Genomic DNA, 18,436 nt, shown 5'->3' with positions numbered 1-18,436 from the left:
ACTCGGAGAACACAACCATGAAGCTGAAGACCATGACGTTGGCCCTGGTGATGACCGGCGTTGGTGTGCTGGCCGGATGCTCGTCGCCCTCGGTTATTCACCAACGCGACGGATCTTCGACCGTAGCGCCCGACGAGCCCGAATACGACAAGAAGTCGGGCATGTATGAATACGAACAGAACGGCAAGAAAATGCAGATCAACAAGGACGACGTGAAGTCCATCGAAGAGGTCAAGTAACGCACCCCCTGCTTGCCTGTACCCTTGAAAAAAGCCCCCGGCCATGATGGCCGGGGGCTTTTGCATTGGCGCGCCGAAAGCGCGGCGGGCGTCTTACTTGCCCGCGTCTTCGGCGTGATAGCGGCCCACGCGTTCGACTTCGTTCTTCGAGCCCAGGATGACGCTGACGCGCTGGTGCAGCGTGTCAGGCTGGATGTCCATGATGCGCTGGACGCCGTTGATGGCCGCGCCGCCTGCCTGTTCGATCAGGAAGCTCATGGGATTGGCTTCGTACATCAGGCGCAGCTTGCCGGCCTTGCCCGGCTCGCGCGCATCCCACGGGTACATGAAGATGCCGCCGCGGGTCAGGATGCGATGCACGTCGGCCACCATCGAGGCGATCCAGCGCATGTTGAAGTCCTTGCCGAGCGGGCCGGTCGAGCCGGCCAGGCAGTCGTCGATGTAGCGCTTGACCGGGGCAGCCCAGTGGCGCTTGTTCGACATGTTGATGGCGAATTCCTTGGTGTCTTCCGGCACGCGGATGTTCTCGTGCGTGAGCACCCACGAGCCCATTTCGCGATCCAGCGTGAAACCCACGACGCCGTTGCCGATGGTCAGCACAAGCATCGTCTGCGGACCGTACACCGCGTAACCGGCCACCACCTGCTTGTTGCCCGGTTGCAGGAAGTCCGCTTCGCAGACGGGCGCGCCCGACACGTCGTGCGGCGCGTGCAGCACCGAGAAGATGGTGCCGATGGAGACGTTCACGTCGATGTTCGACGAGCCATCGAGCGGATCGAACAGCAGCAGGTATTCGCCCTTGGGGTAGCGGTTCGGGATCAGATGGATGGTTTCCATCTCTTCCGACGCCATGGCCGCCAGGTGGCCGCCCCATTCATTGGCTTCCAGCAGGATCTCGTTGGAGAGCACGTCGAGCTTCTTCTGGACCTCGCCCTGGACATTCTCGCTTTCCAGGCTACCCAGAACGCCGCCCAGCGCGCCCTTGCTGACTGCGTGGCTGATGGCCTTGCACGCGCGCGCCACGACTTCGATGAGCAGGCGCACTTCCGGCGCCAGGGCTTGGGCGGAGCGTTGCTGCTCCACCAGGTATTGAGTGAGTGTTTTACGTTTCAAAAGGATCTCCCTATGCAGCGAATTCTAAAGCCTTGGATACGATTTCCTGGACGTTGCGCGACAGGCCGTCGTGCTGGCGCACCTTTTCAAGCGCGGCCTGCATGGGGGCACGCAGCGCCGGGACGAAGCGAGACCAGTTGTCGAGCGCACGCGCCAGCCGCGCGGCGATCTCCGGATTGAGCGCGTCCAATGCCAGAACCTGCTCCGCCCAGAACGTGTAGCCCGAGCCGTCCGGCTGGTGCATGCCGCGGGCATTGTTGAGGCAGAACTGGAAAATCAGCGCGCGGGCGCGGTTCGGGTTGCGCAGCGTGAATGCCGGGTGCTGCATCAGCTCGCGGGCGGTCTGCACCGTGGTCGAGCGGGCGGTGGCCTGCAGCGCGAACCACTTGTCCACCACCAGCGGATTGGCGCTCCATTTGGTGTAGAAAGCGGCCAGCGCCTCTTTCGGGTAGTCGCCTTGCCCAAAGTTGATCAAGGCGGCCAGCGCGGCCATGCTGTCGGTCATGTTGCCGGCGGTGGCGTACTGCGCTTCGGCAAGGCGCTGGGCTTCGGGCTCGCCAGCGGCCATCAGGTGGCTGAGCGCCAGGTTCTTCAGTGCGCGCATGCCGGCGGGAATGGGCGCGGGGCTATATTCGCCCGGCGTCTGGTTCTCGTCGAAGGCGCGGCGGAATTCGGCATGGAGCTGACGGCCGAGTTCGGCGCGAAGGAAATCGCGTGCCACGGCCAACGCAGGCGGATCGACCTGCTGCATGCGCTCGGCCAGCGTCTTTTCCGAAGGCAGCGCCAACGCGCGCGCACGGTACGCGGCGTCCAGGGCGGGATCGGTCAGCAACGCGCGCCAGGCTTCGATGAAGGCGGCATCGGCCTGCAGCGGGCGGCCCGCCTGGCTGGCGTCGGCCAATGCAAGAATCTGGCGGGTGGCCAGTTCCTGGCCGGCTTCCCAGCGTGCGAACGGATTGCCATCGTGCGCGGACAGCAGCGCCAGTTCCTCGTTGGACCAGTCGTAGTCCACGATGACCGGCGCCGAGAAGTCGCGCAGCAGCGAGGGCACGGGGCGGTCGGCGATATCTTCGAACACCCATTGCTGGCTTTGCGTGGTCAGTTCCAGCAGGGCGGTGTCCACGACCGCGCCGTCCTGACGCAGCGGCAGCGCGTTGCCCTCACGGTCCAGCAAGCCGATCGCAAACGGAATGTGAAAGGGCGCCTTCACGTAGTCGGGGCCGGCCTTCTTTTCAACGCCGACCGGCGGGCAGGCCTGGGTAAGCGTCACCGTGCAGAGGCGAGTGGCCGCGTCGTGGTCGAGCCTGACCGTGACGCGCGGCGTGCCGGCCTGCCGGTACCAGCGGCGGAACACGGACAGGTCGCGTCCCGGGTGCTGCTTGACGTAGACGGATTCCATCGCGGCGACGAAGTCGTCGCACGTGACGGCCTGGCCGTCGTGGCGGCGGAAGTATTCGTCCATGCCTTCGCGGAACCCGGCCTCGCCCAGCAGCGTGTGCTGCATGCGGATGACCTCGGCGCCTTTCTCGTACACGGTGGCCGTGTAGAAGTTGCCGATCTCCTGGTAGCTCTCGGGGCGGATCGGATGCGCCATGGGGCCGGCGTCTTCCGGGAACTGCGCGGCGCGCAACGCCACGACGTCGTCGATGCGCTTGACGGCGCGGGCGCTGGCCGCGGCGGCCGCGTCCATGTCGCGGGCCATCATGTCGGCGCTGAATTCCTGATCGCGAAAGACCGTGAGACCTTCCTTCAGGCTCAGTTGGAACCAGTCGCGGCAGGTGACGCGGTTGCCGGTCCAATTGTGGAAGTATTCATGCCCGATGACCGACTCGATGCCTTCGTAGTTGGCATCGGTGGCGGTTTCCGCGTCGGCCAGCACGTAGGCCGCATTGAAGATATTCAGGCCTTTGTTTTCCATGGCTCCCATATTGAAGTCATGGACGGCCACGATCATGAAGCGGTCCAGATCCAGTTCGAGACCAAAGCGGCTCTCGTCCCAGCGCAAGGAACGCACCAGGGAATCCAATGCCCATTCGGTTTTGGTTTCGGAGCCGGGGTCGCTGTAGACCTGCAGCAGCACGTCCCGGCCGCTGACCGTCTTGACCGTGGTTTCGCGATGCGTCAGGTTGCCCGCGACCAGCGCGAACAAGTAGCAGGGTTTGGGGAACGGATCTTCCCACTCGACTTCATTGCGGCCGTCGGGCAACTGGCGCGAGGCGATCAGGTTGCCGTTGGACAGCAGCACGGGATACTCGGGCTGCGCGCGCAGCGTCACGCGGTAGCGCGACATCACGTCGGGACGATCGGCAAACCAGGTAATGCGCCGGAAGCCCTCGGCCTCGCATTGCGTGAAGAAATTGCCGCCAGACACATACAGGCCCATCAGCGTGGAATTGGCGGAAGGCTTGCAGCGGCTGACGATTTCAACGGTGGCATCGGCGGGCAGGCCGCGCAGCGTGAGCGTGTGTTCGGTCAACTGGTAGCTGGCCGCCGGCAGCGGCTCGCCATTCACGCCTACCGACACGAGTTCCAGCTCTTCTCCATCCAGGATCAGGGCGGCGTCAGCGCTGGCGTCTTGCCTGCGCTGCACGTGCATCGTGCAACGCACTTCGGTCGCGTCGGGCGCGAGATCGAAGGCGAGGGCGACTTCAGGAATTTCGTAGGGGTAGGGCTGGTAATCCTTGCGGTATACGGTAACGGGCGTGTCGGTGCGCATGGGGATTTGCAGTCCTGTATGAACAAGAAGGCTATTGTAGTGGCTGGCGGTTGAGCGGTACCTTGGGCGTACGGGCTAGCCTGAAAACTTTTGGCAAGCGCTTATGTCAAAGCTCGTTATGATGGCGCCGTCGTGCGAACAGGAGTCTCAAATGTCCAGGATGTCTTGGATCAACAGTCTGGGCCGATGGGCCGGTATTTTTTCGGTGCTTGCAGCCATGATGCTGACAGGCTGCGCCGCGCCCACCGTCTCCGCCCGTGTGACGTCGTTTCAGCAATGGCCAACCGGTGTCGAGGGCCAGACCTACCAGTTTGTTCCTGCCGACCCATCCCAAATCAATAATCTGGAATATCAGTCATTTCAGGATATGGTGCGCGCGGGGATCGGGGCCACGGGACTGGTCGAGGCGCGCCCTGGCGTGAAGGGGCGGTTTGAGGTGTCGTTCCGCTATGGCACAACCCAGACGCAGGTGATGGTGCGCCGTCCGTACGACCCGTATTTCTACGGCGGCTACGGCGGCTTCTATGGGCCGGGCCCCTGGGGCATGGGCGCGGGATTCTGGGGACCTGACTGGGTGGACGTGCCCATGGTCGTCCAGCGCAATTCCCTCTCGCTCTTCATTCGTGATACCCAGAACGGCGGCGCGGAAGTTTACCGCTCGACGGCGTTCATATTGAGCGAGCGTGACGATTTGATTCGCACCATGCCCTATCTGGTGCGTGCCATATTCGACAATTTCCCAGGCAATAATGGCGCTGAGCGAGAGATTCAATTCCCGGCACGTTGACGAAAGCAGGCGCCTCGCGGCGCCTGCTTAAAATAAAAAAGCGGCGCACCATCATGGTGCGCCGCTTTTTTTCTTACTGAAGAATAGGTTTTATTCCTTGATAAGAAAACTCTCGCGGGTGGCGCCGCCGGCTTCTTCAGCGGCGAGCCAGCGCGGCGCCTTGCCGCGGCCGCTCCAGGTTTCTCCGGTTTGGGGATGGCGGTACTTGGGCGCCACGGCGCGCTTGGCGGCGCCGGCTGCGCGGGCGGGGCCGCTGGCCTTGCGGCGGCCACTCGTGGCGGCGCGCGCGGGCTTGCCTGCGCCGTAGGCGGCGATGATCTCGTCAGGCGTAATGTCGTACTCGCGCATCGACGTGATGATGGAGGTGATGACCGGCTTGCGGCGCTTCGTCTGAAGGATTTCCGCCTTCTTCTGGAGCTTGTTGATTTCCTTTTCTATCTTTGCTTGCAGAGCTGCGTAGGTTTCTCGGGCCATGTTTATTCCTGATTATGGAACTGCTTTAATCGCCGGCGAAGTTATGTTTAATTGTTGTGCCTCGCATAATACAGAATTTACGAGGTGGTATCTCAATTGTCGGACTAATTACTTTGTATCAAAAGCGCCACCGGCTCTCCGCTTTGCGGCTGCCCGCCATTTCCATCAGTTAGGAAGGAAAATCTTAAATTTGGGACAAACTGAAACAAGCGCTTGCTTGGTTTACGGGCGGGCGGTGCGGGCGGGCAATTGTCGGACAACCTTGTAATGACGGGCCTAGCGTGTGATTGGCCGGCATTGCATGCCCGATCATCCTGGACGAGGGCGCGTGCAATGCGCGTCGAATGCCGCAATTTTCTTCAGGCGGGAAATCGTCGCGAAAGCGGGTGCCATACATTATGGCTTTGCACCCCGCCCGCGGTGATATACCCGGGCGCCATGGTGTTCCGTCCCCGAGTTTTCATTTTGCCGTCAGGTCATGCGACAACACGAAAAGTCCCAGTCTTGCCATTCGGTCTGAGCACAATTGCTTAACTTGATACGTAATTAGGTACTTAACTTGATACCCAGTATGCCGTCTCCATCTATGTCGGCAAGATAATGCGAGACCATTTTGTCCCGCATTTGCCGCTGCGGTAAGCCGCGACCTTTGGCGTTTGCCGGGACGCCGGGCCCGTGTCGGCGGTACGATACGGTCTTGAGCGCCACGACGCGCATGCACGGCCCCGGTGCCGTTCCTGAACTGAGCCTATGAAAATCATCGATCCCGCCATTGCTTCCCTGGCCACCGCCAAATCCCTTCTGCTCGACCCCTGGGGTCTGACCGAGGCGGACATGGCGCGGGCACTGGGTGAAATCTTCACCCACAAGGTCGATTACGCCGACCTGTATTTCCAGTACACGCGCAGTGAAGGCTGGAGCCTGGAAGAAGGGATCGTGAAGACGGGCAGTTTCTCGATCAGCCAAGGCGTGGGCGTGCGCGCGGTCAGCGGTGAAAAGACCGCGTTCGCGTATTCGGATTCGCTGTCGCCCGAGGCGCTGCTGTCGTCGGCGCATGCCGTGCGCGGTATTGCCCGCCGCGGCGCAGGCAAGGTCAAGGTCGCCGCCCAGGTCGAGGCCGAGATCGGCCGCAGCCTCTATGCGGACATCGATCCCGTCGCCAGCCTCAGCGCGCCCGAAAAGGTCGCGCTGCTCGAACGCGTCGAACGCATGGCGCGGGCGCGCGATCCCCATGTGATCCAGGTCATGGCGGGCCTGGGCGCGGAATATGACGTGGTGCTGGTTGCGGGCAGCGATGGCCGTCTGGCCGCCGACGTGCGCCCGCTGGTGCGCCTGTCGCTGACCGTGATTGCCGAGCGCAATGGCCGCCGTGAAATGGGCCACGCCGGCGGCGGTGGCCGCCTGGGTCTGGCTTACTTCACCGACGAGATGCTGCAGGGCTATGTCGAGCGCGCGGTGCACGAGGCGCTGGTCAACCTGGAAGCGCGTCCGGCGCCGGCCGGCGAAATGACGGTGGTCCTGGGGTCGGGCTGGCCGGGCATCCTGCTGCACGAAGCCGTCGGTCACGGCCTGGAAGGCGACTTCAACCGCAAGGGGTCCAGCGTGTTTTCCGGACGCATCGGCGAGCGCGTGGCGTCCAAGGGCGTCACCGTGGTCGACGACGGCACCATTCCGGATCGCCGCGGATCGCTCAACATCGACGACGAGGGCAATGCCACCCAGCGCAACGTGCTGATCGAAGACGGCATCCTGCGCGGCTACATGCAGGACACGCTCAATGCCCGCCTGATGAAAACCGCCGCAACCGGCAACGGCCGCCGCGAGTCGTTCGCGCACCTGCCCATGCCGCGCATGACCAACACGTACATGCTGGCCGGCGACAAGCCTGCCGATGAAATCGTGGCCTCGGTCAAGCGGGGCCTGTATGCCGTCAATTTCGGCGGCGGCCAGGTCGACATCACCAACGGCAAGTTCGTGTTCTCGGCGTCCGAGGCCTACATGATCGAGGACGGCAAGGTGACCTACCCGGTCAAGGGGGCAACCCTCATCGGCAACGGCCCCGACGCCATGAACCGCGTGACCATGATCGGCAACGATCTGCAGCTGGATTCCGGCGTCGGCACCTGCGGCAAGGACGGCCAGAGCGTGCCGGTCGGGGTGGGCATGCCGACGGTCCGCATGGAAGGCCTGACGGTCGGCGGCACGGCTTGATGCGTTAAATGGGGGCGGCACGCCAAAAAAATCTGGCGTGACGCTCTCAAAAAACTGTGCTAGAGTCAGTCCCCATGAAATTCGCGTCCCCCGCCTTTTATTTTTATTTTTTTGGTTTTCTGAAGCCGCTGGCGGAGGAAGGGACGCGCTCAATCTGAAGTTTGGAAAGAATCCCCCCAAAAAAGCCGCCAGCGAATCTGGCGGCTTTTTTTATGCCGCCATGGCGGGCAACCCAGGAGCAGTACCGTGTCGCACAACACCGATGACCTTCGTATTCGAGAAATCAAGGAACTGAATCCGCCCTCGCACGTGATGCGCGAGTTCGCCTGCACCAAGGAGGCGTCCGAGACCGTCTTCGCCGCGCGGCAAGGCATGCACCGCATCCTGCACGGCATGGACGACCGCATGATCGTCGTGATCGGTCCGTGCTCGATTCACGACACGCGTGCCGCCATCGAATACGCCAAGCGCCTGAAGCCCGTGCGCGACCGCCTGAGCGCGGACCTGGAAATCGTGATGCGCGTCTATTTCGAGAAGCCGCGCACGACGGTGGGCTGGAAGGGGCTTATCAACGATCCCGACCTCGATGGCAGCTTCGACATCAACAAGGGGGTGCGCGTGGCCCGTCAATTGCTGCTGGACATCAACAGCATGGGGCTGCCGGCGGGATGCGAGTTCCTGGACATGATTACGCCGCAGTACATCGCGGATCTGGTCTCCTGGGGGGCGATCGGGGCGCGCACGACAGAGAGCCAGGTGCATCGGGAACTGGCGTCCGGCCTGTCGTGTCCGGTGGGGTTCAAGAACGGCACGGACGGTAACGTGAAGATCGCCGTCGACGCCATCAAGGCGGCCTCGCAGCCGCACCATTTCCTGTCGGTGACCAAGGGTGGCCATTCGGCCATCGTGTCCACCGCCGGCAACGAGGACTGCCACGTGATCCTGCGTGGCGGCAAGACCCCGAACTACGACGCCGCCAGCGTTGACGCCGCCTGCCTGGACGTGTCCAAGGCCGGTCTCGCGCAACGCATCATGGTCGATGCCAGCCACGCCAACAGCAGCAAGAACCCCGAGAACCAGCCGCTCGTCGTCGAGGACGTCGCGCGCCAGATGGAAGCCGGCGATGCCCGCCTGGTCGGTGTCATGGTCGAAAGCCACCTCTTGGGCGGCCGCCAGGACATGGTGCCGGGCCAGCCCCTGGTGTATGGCCAAAGCATCACCGACGGTTGCATCGACTGGGACGCTTCGGTCGCTGTGCTGGAGCGCCTGGCGCAGGCCGTGCGTGAACGCCGCCGCGTCGCGCTGACCTCCGGCAAATGAAGAGGATGCGCGCCGCGCGCCCCGCGCCTGGCGGGGTGTGCGGCGCAGCACGCGGGGCGGCGTAGAATATTCGGATTATCGAACCCGGGAAACCACGAGATCATGAACGCTCCCTTGCACGCCGAATCGTTGCGCCGCGCGGTGCCGGCCGCCTGCCTGGATGCGCTGCGCGCGCACTTTGGCGACCGTCTGTCGGAATCGGCCGCCGTTCGCGAGCATCACGGCCGCGACGAATCGCCTTATCCGGCCATGCTGCCTGACGCCGTGGTGTTTGCGCAGTCCACCGAAGACGTGGCGTACGTCGCCAAGGTGTGCAACGAGCATCGCGTTCCCCTGATTCCGTACGGCGCCGGTTCTTCGCTGGAAGGCCACATTCTCGCCATCCAGGGCGGCATCAGCCTGGACCTGTCGCAGATGAACAAGGTCCTGGCCATCAACGCCGAAGACCTGACCGCCACGGTGCAGGCCGGCGTGCTGCGCAAGCAGCTCAACGAAGAAATCCGCAGCACGGGCCTGTTCTTCCCGATCGATCCGGGCGCCGACGCCAGCCTGGGCGGCATGGCCGCCACGCGCGCCTCGGGCACCAACGCCGTGCGCTACGGCACGATGCGCGAGAACGTCATGTCGCTGACCGTCGTCACCGCGGACGGCCGAATCATCCGTACGGCGGGCCGCGCCCGCAAGTCGTCGGCCGGCTACGATCTCACGCGCATTTTCGTGGGCAGCGAAGGCACGCTGGGCATCATCACGGAAGTCACGGTGCGCCTGTATCCGCAACCCGAAGCCGTGTCCGCCGCGGTCTGCAATTTCCCGACGCTGGACGCCGCGGTGCAAAGCGTGATCGAAATCATCCAGATGGGCGTGCCGATCGCGCGTGTCGAGTTCATGGACGCCGCGAGCGTTCGCGCCGTCAACCTGCACAGCAAGCTGACCCTGCGCGAGACGCCGCTGCTGGTGTTTGAATTCCACGGCAGTCCGGCCGGTGTGCAAGAACAAGCGGAAACCGTGCAGGCCATCACGGCCGAGCACGGCGGCATGGACTTCGAATGGGCCGAGCGTCCCGAAGACCGCAGCCGTCTCTGGACCGCGCGCCACAACGCGTACTTCGCGGGCCTGCAATTGCGTCCCGGCTGCCGCGCCAGCACCACCGACGTCTGCGTGCCGATCTCGCGCCTGGCCGATTGCGTGCGCGACACCGTCGAGGAACTGGACCGCGCAAGCTTTCCGTACACGATCGTCGGCCACGTGGGCGACGGCAACTTCCACGTGCTGATGCTGCTGGATGCCGATAGCCCGCAGGAGTGGCAGGAATCGGAAGCCATCAACCACAATCTCGTGCGCCGGGCCATCGCTGCCGACGGCACTTGCACGGGCGAACACGGCGTCGGCCTGCACAAGATGCAGTTCATGGCCGAAGAGCATGGCGGCGACGCGCTCGACCTGATGCGCAGCCTCAAGCACGCCTTCGACCCGAACAACATCCTGAATCCGGGCAAGATCGTTTCCTGGTAAACGGCGGGCGGGGCGGCAGCGCCGCCTCGCTTGGGCACCCCTGCTGCATTTAAGCGACAGGCGCCTGCCCGGTTTACGGTCGGTTACGTATGCATCGGCCGCCAAGCCCCGTAAATACGTCAGGTGCGGGTAAATCCCGGCCTGATTAACCGGGGCACTCGCGCTATTGTTGCGCTCATGAATTCACTGGTCGAAACTGGCTTGGCACAAGTGCAGGCGCCTTATTCGCAGCAACAGCTCATCGAGGCGTTGTCGGCCGTGCTGCCCGCGCACTGTGTGCTGTATCGCGAAGAGGACACACGTCCTTACGAGTGCGACGGCCTATCCCTTTACCGCTCCATACCCGCGGTGGTTGCCCTGCCCGAAACCGAAGCGCAGGTGCAGGCCATCATGCGCGTGTGCAAGCGTCTGAATGCGCCGATCGTGGCGCGGGGCGCCGGAACCGGGTTGTCGGGCGGCGCCATGCCGCACAGCCGGGGCGTGCTGCTCGGGTTGTCCAAGTTCAACCGCATCAAGCATATCGACCTGGCCAGCGCGACCGCCATCGTCGAACCCGGCGTACGCAACCTTGCCATCTCCGAAGCGGTGTCGCCCTACGGGCTGTACTACGCGCCGGATCCGTCCAGCCAGATTGCGTGCTCCATCGGCGGCAACGTGGCGGAAAACTCCGGCGGCGTGCATTGCCTGAAGTACGGCCTCACGGTGCACAACGTGCTGCGCGTGCGCGTGGTCACGATAGACGGCGATGTGGTCGAACTGGGATCGCACGCGCCCGATGCGCCAGGGCTGGACCTGCTGTCGGTGTTCATCGGATCCGAGGGCATGCTGGGCGTGGTCACCGAAGTGACCGTCAAGCTCATCCCCAAGCCGGCGTGCCAGCAGGTGGTCATGGCCAGTTTTTCCAGCGTCGAGGCCGCGGGCAATGCGGTCACGCAGGTGATCGCGGCGGGCATGATCCCCGCTGGCCTGGAAATGATGGACCGCCGCGCGACGCACATGGTGGAACCGTTTGTCCGTGCGGGCTACGACATGGATGCGCAGGCCATCCTGCTATGCGAATCGGACGGCACGCCCGAAGAGGTGGCGCACGAGATCGCGCGGATGGAAGCGGTGTTCCGCCAGGCTGGCGCCACGCGCTGCCAGGTGTCGGCGTCCGAGGCCGAACGGCTGAAATTTTGGGCGGGACGCAAGAACGCGTTTCCCGCCGCGGGGCGTGTGTCGCCCGATTACTACTGCATGGACGGCACGATTCCGCGTCGTCATCTGGCGCGCGTGCTGGGCGCCATCGAACAGATGGAAGACGAATTCGGCCTGCGATGCGCCAACGTCTTTCATGCCGGGGACGGCAATCTGCACCCGCTGATCCTGTTCGATTCGAATAAGCCGGACGAGGTGGAACGCGCCGAAAAATTCGGTGCGGCCATTCTTGAGCTGTGCGTGCAGGTGGGAGGAACCGTGACTGGAGAGCACGGTGTGGGAATGGAGAAAATAAATCAAATGTGCGTGCAATTCTCTCGCGAAGAACTCGACGCGTTCCTGGCAGTCAAGCGGGCCTTCGATCCGCCGTGCCTGCTCAATCCTGAAAAGGTCATCCCCACGCTGGCTCGCTGCGCCGAATACGGCAAGATGCACGTCCATGCGGGAGAATTGCGCTTCCCCGATCTCGCCCGTTTCTAGGACGTATCCCTTATGGATTTTGTCCTGTCGGAATTGTGCGACCAGGTCATGACGGCGCGTGCCGGTCACAAACCCCTGTTCGTGATGGGCGGCGGCAGCAAGCGGTTCTACGGCAACTATCGTCCGGTCAGGCCGCAGGATGGCCATTGCCTGCTGGACATGACGCCTTACCGCGGCATCGTCAGCTATCACCCGTCCGAACTCGTGGTGACCGTGCGCGCCGGCACGCCGCTGGCCGAACTGGAAGCCGCGCTTGCCGAGCACGGCCAGATGCTGGCCTTCGAGCCGCCGCATTTCGCGTCCACCGCGACCGTGGGCGGCTGCGTGGCTGCCGGCCTGTCGGGGCCGCGCCGCATGAGCGCCGGCGCCTTGAAGGATTTTGTGTTGGGGGCGCAACTGCTGGATTCCGAAGGGCGCATCCTGTCCTTCGGCGGCGAGGTCATGAAGAACGTGGCGGGTTATGACGTGTCGCGCCTCCTGGCCGGCTCGCACGGCATCTTCGGCGCCATCCTGGAGGTGTCGCTCAAGGTCGTGCCCAAGCCGATGGAAGAGATTACGCTGACGCTGCCCGCCACGCAGGCGCAGGCGCTGGTGAACTTTGCCTTCTGGCGCGGCAAGCCGTTGCCGATCTCCGCATCGAGCTGGACAAGCGAAAGCGGTGGGGCCGACGGCATGACGATGGTGCGTCTGTCGGGCGCGCCGCCCGCGCTCGCCAGCGCCCGAGGGCTGATCGGCGGCGACCTGATGGCGCCCGAGGCCGCGGCGGCGTGGTGGCAGTCGCTGCGCGAGCAGACCCACGCGTTCTTTTCGCCCGGGCAGCCCTTGTGGCGTCTTGCCTTGCCGCCCACCACGGCCGACCTCGAGTTGGGGCCGACGCTGATCGAGTGGGGCGGGGGGCAGCGATGGCTGAGCGGCCCGCACGATGCGGCCCAACTGCGCGACGTGGCGGCCCAGCATGGCGGCCATGCCACGCTGTTCCGGCCTGCGGACACCGCGCCGCCGGCCGATGGCGTGTTTCACCCGCTCGCGCCGGGCATTGGCGCGATCACCCGCCGGCTGAAGCAGGAACTTGATCCCGCCGGCCTGTTCAACCCCGGCCGCCTGGTCCTGGAGCTGTAGGACATCATGCAAACCAATCTGGCATCCTGGGCTAGCGGCACCGATCTGGGCAACGAGGCGGACGCCATCCTGCGCCGCTGCGTGCATTGCGGATTCTGCACGGCAACCTGTCCGACCTACCAGGTCCTGGGCGACGAGCTGGACAGCCCGCGCGGCCGCATCTATCTCATCAAGCAGGTCCTTGAAGGCAAGGAACCGACGCAGTCCACGCAGCAGCATCTGGACCGCTGCCTGACCTGCCGCAACTGCGAGACCACTTGCCCGTCGGGGGTCGAGTACGGCCATCTGGTCGATATCGGCCGCAAGATCGTGGACGAGCGCGTGGAGCGGTCATGGGGCGATAGAACCCGGCGCACCTTGCTGCGCAAGGCGATGCTGTCGCCGATGTTCGCGCCCGCCATGCGGCTGGGCCAGAGCCTGCGCGGGCTGCTGCCGCAGGCGCTCCGGCGCAAGGTGCCGGAACGCCGCGACGCGGGGCCGCTGCCCCAGGTGGGGCAGCACGCACGGCAGGTGCTGATGCTGGCCGGCTGCGTGCAGCCGGCCATGATGCCCACCATCGACGCCGCCACCATCCGCGTGCTGGATGCCGTTGGCATCGGCGCGCGCATTGCGCCGGGCGCCGGCTGCTGCGGCGCGGTCAGTTTCCATCTGGATGCGCAGGACGAAGCCGTGGCGCAGATGCGCGCCAACGTCGACGCGTGGTGGCCCCTGGTTCAGGACGGCAAGGTCGAGGCCATCGTGATGAACGCGTCGGGCTGCGGCGCCATGGTCAAGGAATACGCGCACCATCTGCGGCACGATGCGGCCTATGCGCAAAAGGCCGCGGACATCGTGGCGCTGGTCAAGGACGTGGCCGAAATCGTTGCGCCGCATGCCGGGCTGCTGCGCGCGCGGCTGCCGGCGGGCATGCGGGCGGCCTTTCATCCGCCATGCACCTTGCAGCACTGGCAGGGCTTGCGGCCGTTGTCCGAGCAGTTGCTGGCCGACCTGGGTTTTGAACTGCAGCCGTTTGCCGACAAGCACCTGTGCTGCGGGTCGGCCGGCGCGTACTCGGTATTGAATCCGGACATCGCGCTTGAGCTGCGCGACCGCAAGCTGGGCGCCATTGCGGCGGCGAGTCCCGATGTGATCCTGTCGGCCAACATCGGCTGCATCGGCCATCTGCAAAGCGGCACCGACACGCCGGTGCGGCATTGGGTCGAGGTGGTGGACGAGCAGTTGCGCCGCGCCGCGCAGGGCTAGGCCCGCGCGGCGGCTGGCGCGCCGCCTATTCGACGGCCTTGACCATGTCCTCGAGCACCTTCTTGGCATCGCCAAAGACCATCATCGTGCGGTCCATGTAGAAGAGCTCGTTGTCCAGGCCGGCGTAGCCCGAGGCCATGGAGCGCTTGTTCACGATGACCGTGCGCGCCTTGTAGGCCTCCAGGATGGGCATGCCCGCAATGGGCGACTTTGGATCGTTCTTGGCGGCGGGATTGACCACGTCGTTCGCGCCCAGCACCAGCACCACGTCGGTCTGCCCGAACTCGCTGTTGATGTCTTCCATTTCGAAGACCTGGTCGTACGGCACTTCGGCCTCGGCCAGCAGCACATTCATGTGGCCGGGCATGCGGCCCGCAACCGGGTGGATCGCGTACTTGACGGTCACGCCGCGCTCGGTGAGCTTTTCGGCAAGTTCCTTCAGCGCGTGCTGCGCGCGCGCCACGGCCAGGCCATAGCCCGGCACGATGGTCACGCTTTCGGCGTTGGTCATCAGGAACGCCGCGTCATCCGGGCTGCCCGACTTGACGCTGCGTTGCGGCGTGTCGCCAGCGGCCGCGGCGCCGCCCGCCTGGCCGCCGAAGCCGCCCAGGATCACGTTGAAGAACGAGCGGTTCATCGCCTTGCACATGATGTAGGACAGGATCGCGCCCGACGAGCCCACCAGCGATCCGGCGATGATCAGCATGGGGTTGTTCAGCGAGAAGCCGATGCCCGCCGCCGCCCAGCCGGAATAGCTGTTCAGCATCGACACCACCACGGGCATGTCCGCGCCGCCGATCGGGATGATGATCAGCACGCCCAGCACGAAGGCGATGAGCGTCATGATGATGAAGGGCGTCCATTCCTGCGTGAGCATGAACCAGACGCCGCAGCCCAGCATCGCCAGCGCCAGCGCCAGGTTCAGCATGTGCTGGCCGGCGAACACCACCGGCGCGCCCTGGAACAGCCGGAACTTGTACTTGCCGGACAGCTTGCCGAAGGCGATGACGGAGCCTGAGAACGTGATGGCGCCCACGAACGTGCCGATGAACAGTTCAAAGCGGTTGCCGGTGGGGATGGCCATGCCGGGCGGCGCGATGCCGAAGGCGTGCGGCTCGGCCACGACGGCCACCGCGATCGCCACCGCCGCCAGGCCGATCATGCTGTGCATGAAGGCGACCAGTTCGGGCATCTTGGTCATCTCGACGCGCTTGGCCATCAGCGTGCCGATCGAGCCGCCGACCAGCAGCCCCAGCACGACCCAGCCCAGCCCGATCGTGGCCGTGCCGCTGCGCGCCAGGCCCACGATGAGCGCCGCGGTGGTCACCACGGCGATCGCCATGCCGGCCATGCCGAAGGCGTTGCCCAGGCGGGAGGTGGTGGGATGGGACAGGCCCTTGAGCGCCTGGATGAAGCAGACCGAGGCAATCAGGTAAAGCAGCGTGACGAGGTTCAGCGAGATCATTTCGCTTCCTCCTTGCCCGGCTTGCGGTCCTTTTTCTTGAACATCTCGAGCATGCGCCGCGTCACGAGAAATCCGCCAAAGACGTTCACGGCGGCCAGCGCCACGGCAAAGACGCCCATGCCGCGCGCCAGTCCGCCTTCGGTCAGCGCGGCGGCCAGCATCGCGCCGACGATGATGATGGCGGAAATGGCGTTGGTGACTGCCATGAGCGGCGTGTGCAGGGCGGGGGTGACGTTCCAGACGACGTGGTAGCCGACGTAGATGGCCAGCACGAAGATGATGAGGTTCATCAGGGTGGGATTGATCGCTTCCATGGTTACGTCCTCCGCGTCACATTGCCGCCTTCGCACACCAGGCAGGCCGCCACGATTTCATCGTCGCGCTGGATCGCCAGCGCGCCGTCCGCATTGATGATGAGCTTCAGGAAATCCAGGATGTTGCGTGCATAGAGCGCCGAGGCGTCGGTGGCGACCAGGCCGGGCAGGTTGGTCAGCCCGATGATCGTGACATCGTGCTTTTCGACGATGCGGCCTTTCTCCGAAAGCGGGCAGTTGCCGCCGCGTTCGACGGCAAGGTCCACCAGCACCGAGCCGGGCTTCATGGCCGCGACCGTTTCCGCCGAAACCAGCATGGGGGCGGGCCGGCCGGGAATCAGCGCCGTGGTGATCACGATGTCGGCCTGCTTGCAGCGTTCGGACACCAGCGCCGCCTGGCGGGCCATCCAGGCCGGGGGCATGGGGCGCGCGTAGCCGCCCTTGCCCTGTGCGATCTCGCGTTCTTCGTCGGTTTCGAAGGGCACGTCGATGAACTTGGCGCCCAGCGATTCGACCTGTTCGCGGGCCGCGGGGCGCACGTCCGACGCCTCGACCACGGCGCCCAGCCGCTTGGCCGTGGCAATGGCCTGAAGGCCTGCGACGCCAGTGCCCAGGATGACCGCGCGCGCGGCCTTCAGCGTGCCGGCGGCCGTCATCATCATGGGAATCAGCCGTCCGTAGTGATGGGCGGCGAGCAGCACGGCCTTGTAGCCGGCCAGGTTGGCCTGCGAGGACAGCACGTCCAGGCTTTGGGCGCGGGTGATGCGCGGCGCGGCTTCCAGCGCAAAGCCGGTCAGGCCGGCAGCGGCCAGCTGCGCCAGGCCTTCGGCGTCGAAGGGATCGAGCATGCCGATGACCACCGTACCCGGTTTCATGTGCGGCAATTCTTCGGGGGAGGGCGCGCGAACCTTCATGACCAGATCGGCGCCCAGGGCATCCTGAGCGGAACCTAGCGTGGCGCCCGCGGCAACGTAGGCATCGTCGGGATAGCGGGCCGCGGCGCCCGCACCACGCTCCACGACGACGGTGTGCTTGCCGCCCACGTACTTCTTGACGGTCTCCGGTGTTGCTGCGACACGGGTTTCCCCGTCTCGGGTTTCTTTTGGTATCCCGATGTGCATCGACGCCTCTCCTCAGAAGGTTCGCCGTAGTTATACACGGAATGTGCGCTCTGACGCTTCCCCCGTTTGTCCGCATCTCGCGCGGGCAAAAAAAACCCCATGGCGAACCATGGGGCAGGGGTCTTGCAACCCGAATGCGCCGGCCGGTATGAACACGTCGCTGGCCGGCGCCGGCGAACAGACGTCCGGCGTCAAGCCGTCTGCGCGCGCGTCCAGTTGATCAGCGCGCGGGTGAGGTCGCGCAGATCGGCCTTGAGGCGGCCATAGTTTTCGGTGGGGCGAAGCGACACTTCGTCCATGTAGAGCTTGCGGTTGATTTCGATCTGCAGGCTGTGGCGGCCTTCTTGCGGGCGGCCGAACGCGCGCACCAGTTCCACGCCCTTGTAGGGATCGTTCACGGTGACGTCGTAGCCGCGCTCGCGCAGCCAGGCTGCGATGAATTCGCGGAAGGCGGGGTCGCTGGTGCTGCCGTCGCGATCGCCCAGCACGAAATCGGGGTGGACGAGGCCGGGGCGGTCGGTGGCGAATTCACCGGCGACGCTGGGCATGGAATGGCAGTTGATGTGCCAGACCTTGCCGAACTTGCGATGCGCGTTGTCCAGCACCTGGCCAAGTGCGGCGTGATAGGGCGCCCAGCAGGCGTCGATGCGGTGGCGCACTTCCTCGACCGTCAGCTTGCGGTCGTACAGCGGCGTGCCGTCATCGAGCATGCGCCAGATCAGGCCCTTGCCAAGCTTGACCTTGGGCGAAGGATTCAGCGCGTCAGGCCAAGCCTGGTCCAGCAGCAGTTCGTCGATTTCGTCGCGGGCGCGGTTGGCGTCGATGTAGGCGCGCGGGAAGGCCGCGGCAATCATCGGCACGCCCATCTCGATGGCGTCGCCCCACAGATCGTCAACCCAGGTGTCCTCGGCGGTGCGCAATGCGCCAAAGTCCACCGCGGCAGCGAAATCGGGGGGGTAGGCGGTGCCGCTGTGCGGGGAATCCAGCACGAGGGGGGCCGAAATATCCGAATCGGGGTATTGCTGCGGAAGGTCGAGGCGGTAGGACAGGGGTTGGGTAATTCGCATAGGGGGGGTACTGCGTTCGTGAATCGGAGGTCCTCGCGTGCCGGCGGCGCGCGAGGACC

15 protein-coding genes are annotated in these 18,436 nt (G+C 64.8%); 8 read left to right on the top strand and 7 right to left on the bottom strand.

The window, feature by feature from the left end; translation table 11 throughout:
- Window positions 1–17 precede the first annotated feature (17 nt).
- Entirely contained in the window at window positions 18–239 is a 222-nt protein-coding gene (locus KVT32_RS17015; RefSeq protein WP_062838472.1) for a YgdI/YgdR family lipoprotein, read from the top strand.
- A gap of 93 nt (window positions 240–332) precedes the next feature.
- Here KVT32_RS17015 and KVT32_RS17010 read toward each other — a convergent pair whose 3' ends face one another.
- Both KVT32_RS17010 and pepN read right to left on the bottom strand, forming a co-directional pair.
- Window positions 333–1,352 (bottom strand): class 1 fructose-bisphosphatase, encoded by a 1,020-nt coding sequence (locus tag KVT32_RS17010; protein ID WP_062838471.1) that lies wholly within the window; start codon window positions 1,350–1,352, stop codon window positions 333–335.
- 10 nt (window positions 1,353–1,362) lie between these two features.
- Window positions 1,363–4,068: an aminopeptidase N gene (gene pepN / locus KVT32_RS17005; protein ID WP_217618553.1), complete on the bottom strand. Its 2,706-nt coding sequence runs from the start codon at window positions 4,066–4,068 to the stop codon at window positions 1,363–1,365.
- Window positions 4,069–4,219: 151 nt separating this feature from the next.
- On the opposite strand from pepN, the gene KVT32_RS17000 reads away from it, so the two are divergent.
- Window positions 4,220–4,855: a DUF4136 domain-containing protein gene (locus tag KVT32_RS17000; protein WP_152383837.1), complete on the top strand. Its 636-nt coding sequence runs from the start codon at window positions 4,220–4,222 to the stop codon at window positions 4,853–4,855.
- 90 nt (window positions 4,856–4,945) lie between these two features.
- On the opposite strand, the gene KVT32_RS16995 is transcribed toward KVT32_RS17000, so the two are convergent.
- The gene (locus KVT32_RS16995; protein WP_056322597.1) at window positions 4,946–5,329 is read right to left on the bottom strand and encodes an H-NS family nucleoid-associated regulatory protein; all 384 of its coding nucleotides are present in this window, start codon (window positions 5,327–5,329) and stop codon (window positions 4,946–4,948) included.
- Window positions 5,330–6,079: 750 nt separating this feature from the next.
- On the opposite strand from KVT32_RS16995, the gene tldD reads away from it, so the two are divergent.
- The 6 genes from tldD (at window position 6,080) to glcF (ending at window position 14,410) form a co-directional block, all read left to right on the top strand.
- A complete protein-coding gene (gene tldD, locus KVT32_RS16990) occupies window positions 6,080–7,540 on the top strand; it encodes a metalloprotease TldD (RefSeq protein WP_056322600.1) in 1,461 nt (486 codons plus the stop codon).
- A gap of 246 nt (window positions 7,541–7,786) precedes the next feature.
- Window positions 7,787–8,860, top strand: coding sequence for a 3-deoxy-7-phosphoheptulonate synthase AroG (aroG, locus tag KVT32_RS16985; RefSeq protein WP_152383839.1), 1,074 nt, complete (start codon window positions 7,787–7,789; stop codon window positions 8,858–8,860).
- 102 nt (window positions 8,861–8,962) lie between these two features.
- Window positions 8,963–10,372, top strand: coding sequence for an FAD-binding oxidoreductase (locus tag KVT32_RS16980; protein WP_217618552.1), 1,410 nt, complete (start codon window positions 8,963–8,965; stop codon window positions 10,370–10,372).
- Window positions 10,373–10,549: 177 nt separating this feature from the next.
- Window positions 10,550–12,049, top strand: coding sequence for an FAD-linked oxidase C-terminal domain-containing protein (locus KVT32_RS16975; RefSeq protein WP_175156847.1), 1,500 nt, complete (start codon window positions 10,550–10,552; stop codon window positions 12,047–12,049).
- A 12-nt stretch (window positions 12,050–12,061) separates the two neighbouring features.
- Window positions 12,062–13,168 carry a glycolate oxidase subunit GlcE gene (glcE, locus tag KVT32_RS16970; protein WP_175156848.1) on the top strand — a complete coding sequence of 369 codons (1,107 nt, stop codon included), beginning with the start codon at window positions 12,062–12,064 and terminating at the stop codon, window positions 13,166–13,168.
- Between the two features lie 6 nt (window positions 13,169–13,174).
- On the top strand, window positions 13,175–14,410 hold the full coding sequence (glcF, locus tag KVT32_RS16965) for a glycolate oxidase subunit GlcF (protein ID WP_142049902.1): 1,236 nt from the start codon (window positions 13,175–13,177) through the stop codon (window positions 14,408–14,410).
- Between the two features lie 25 nt (window positions 14,411–14,435).
- On the opposite strand, the gene KVT32_RS16960 is transcribed toward glcF, so the two are convergent.
- The 4 genes from KVT32_RS16960 to KVT32_RS16945 form a co-directional block, all read right to left on the bottom strand.
- Window positions 14,436–15,875, bottom strand: coding sequence for an NAD(P)(+) transhydrogenase (Re/Si-specific) subunit beta (locus KVT32_RS16960; RefSeq protein ID WP_056322618.1), 1,440 nt, complete (start codon window positions 15,873–15,875; stop codon window positions 14,436–14,438).
- Window positions 15,872–16,189 (bottom strand): NAD(P) transhydrogenase subunit alpha, encoded by a 318-nt coding sequence (locus tag KVT32_RS16955; RefSeq protein WP_006224972.1) that lies wholly within the window; start codon window positions 16,187–16,189, stop codon window positions 15,872–15,874. The genes KVT32_RS16960 and KVT32_RS16955 overlap by 4 nt, the downstream gene beginning before the upstream one ends.
- 2 nt (window positions 16,190–16,191) lie before the next feature.
- Window positions 16,192–17,310 carry a Re/Si-specific NAD(P)(+) transhydrogenase subunit alpha gene (locus tag KVT32_RS16950; protein WP_056322621.1) on the bottom strand — a complete coding sequence of 373 codons (1,119 nt, stop codon included), beginning with the start codon at window positions 17,308–17,310 and terminating at the stop codon, window positions 16,192–16,194.
- Between the two features lie 191 nt (window positions 17,311–17,501).
- On the bottom strand, window positions 17,502–18,377 hold the full coding sequence (locus KVT32_RS16945) for an N-formylglutamate amidohydrolase (RefSeq protein WP_152383842.1): 876 nt from the start codon (window positions 18,375–18,377) through the stop codon (window positions 17,502–17,504).
- Between the last annotated feature and the right edge of the window lie 59 nt (window positions 18,378–18,436).

It is taken from the genome of Achromobacter sp. GbtcB20 (genome assembly GCF_019091095.1).
Lineage (GTDB): Bacteria > Pseudomonadota > Gammaproteobacteria > Burkholderiales > Burkholderiaceae_B > Achromobacter > Achromobacter mucicolens.
This window is presented reverse-complemented; position numbering and strand designations above follow the sequence as displayed.

Coding starts and splice junctions, on each gene's coding strand:
- KVT32_RS17015 (WP_062838472.1), top strand. CDS start 18: ATGAAGCTGAAGACCATGACGTTGGCCCTGGTGATGACCGGCGTTGGT.
- pepN (WP_217618553.1), bottom strand. CDS start 4,068: ATGCGCACCGACACGCCCGTTACCGTATACCGCAAGGATTACCAGCCC.
- KVT32_RS17000 (WP_152383837.1), top strand. CDS start 4,220: ATGTCCAGGATGTCTTGGATCAACAGTCTGGGCCGATGGGCCGGTATT.
- KVT32_RS16995 (WP_056322597.1), bottom strand. CDS start 5,329: ATGGCCCGAGAAACCTACGCAGCTCTGCAAGCAAAGATAGAAAAGGAA.
- tldD (WP_056322600.1), top strand. CDS start 6,080: ATGAAAATCATCGATCCCGCCATTGCTTCCCTGGCCACCGCCAAATCC.
- KVT32_RS16980 (WP_217618552.1), top strand. CDS start 8,963: ATGAACGCTCCCTTGCACGCCGAATCGTTGCGCCGCGCGGTGCCGGCC.
- KVT32_RS16975 (WP_175156847.1), top strand. CDS start 10,550: ATGAATTCACTGGTCGAAACTGGCTTGGCACAAGTGCAGGCGCCTTAT.
- glcE (WP_175156848.1), top strand. CDS start 12,062: ATGGATTTTGTCCTGTCGGAATTGTGCGACCAGGTCATGACGGCGCGT.
- glcF (WP_142049902.1), top strand. CDS start 13,175: ATGCAAACCAATCTGGCATCCTGGGCTAGCGGCACCGATCTGGGCAAC.
- KVT32_RS16960 (WP_056322618.1), bottom strand. CDS start 15,875: ATGATCTCGCTGAACCTCGTCACGCTGCTTTACCTGATTGCCTCGGTC.
- KVT32_RS16955 (WP_006224972.1), bottom strand. CDS start 16,189: ATGGAAGCGATCAATCCCACCCTGATGAACCTCATCATCTTCGTGCTG.
- KVT32_RS16950 (WP_056322621.1), bottom strand. CDS start 17,310: ATGCACATCGGGATACCAAAAGAAACCCGAGACGGGGAAACCCGTGTC.
- KVT32_RS16945 (WP_152383842.1), bottom strand. CDS start 18,377: ATGCGAATTACCCAACCCCTGTCCTACCGCCTCGACCTTCCGCAGCAA.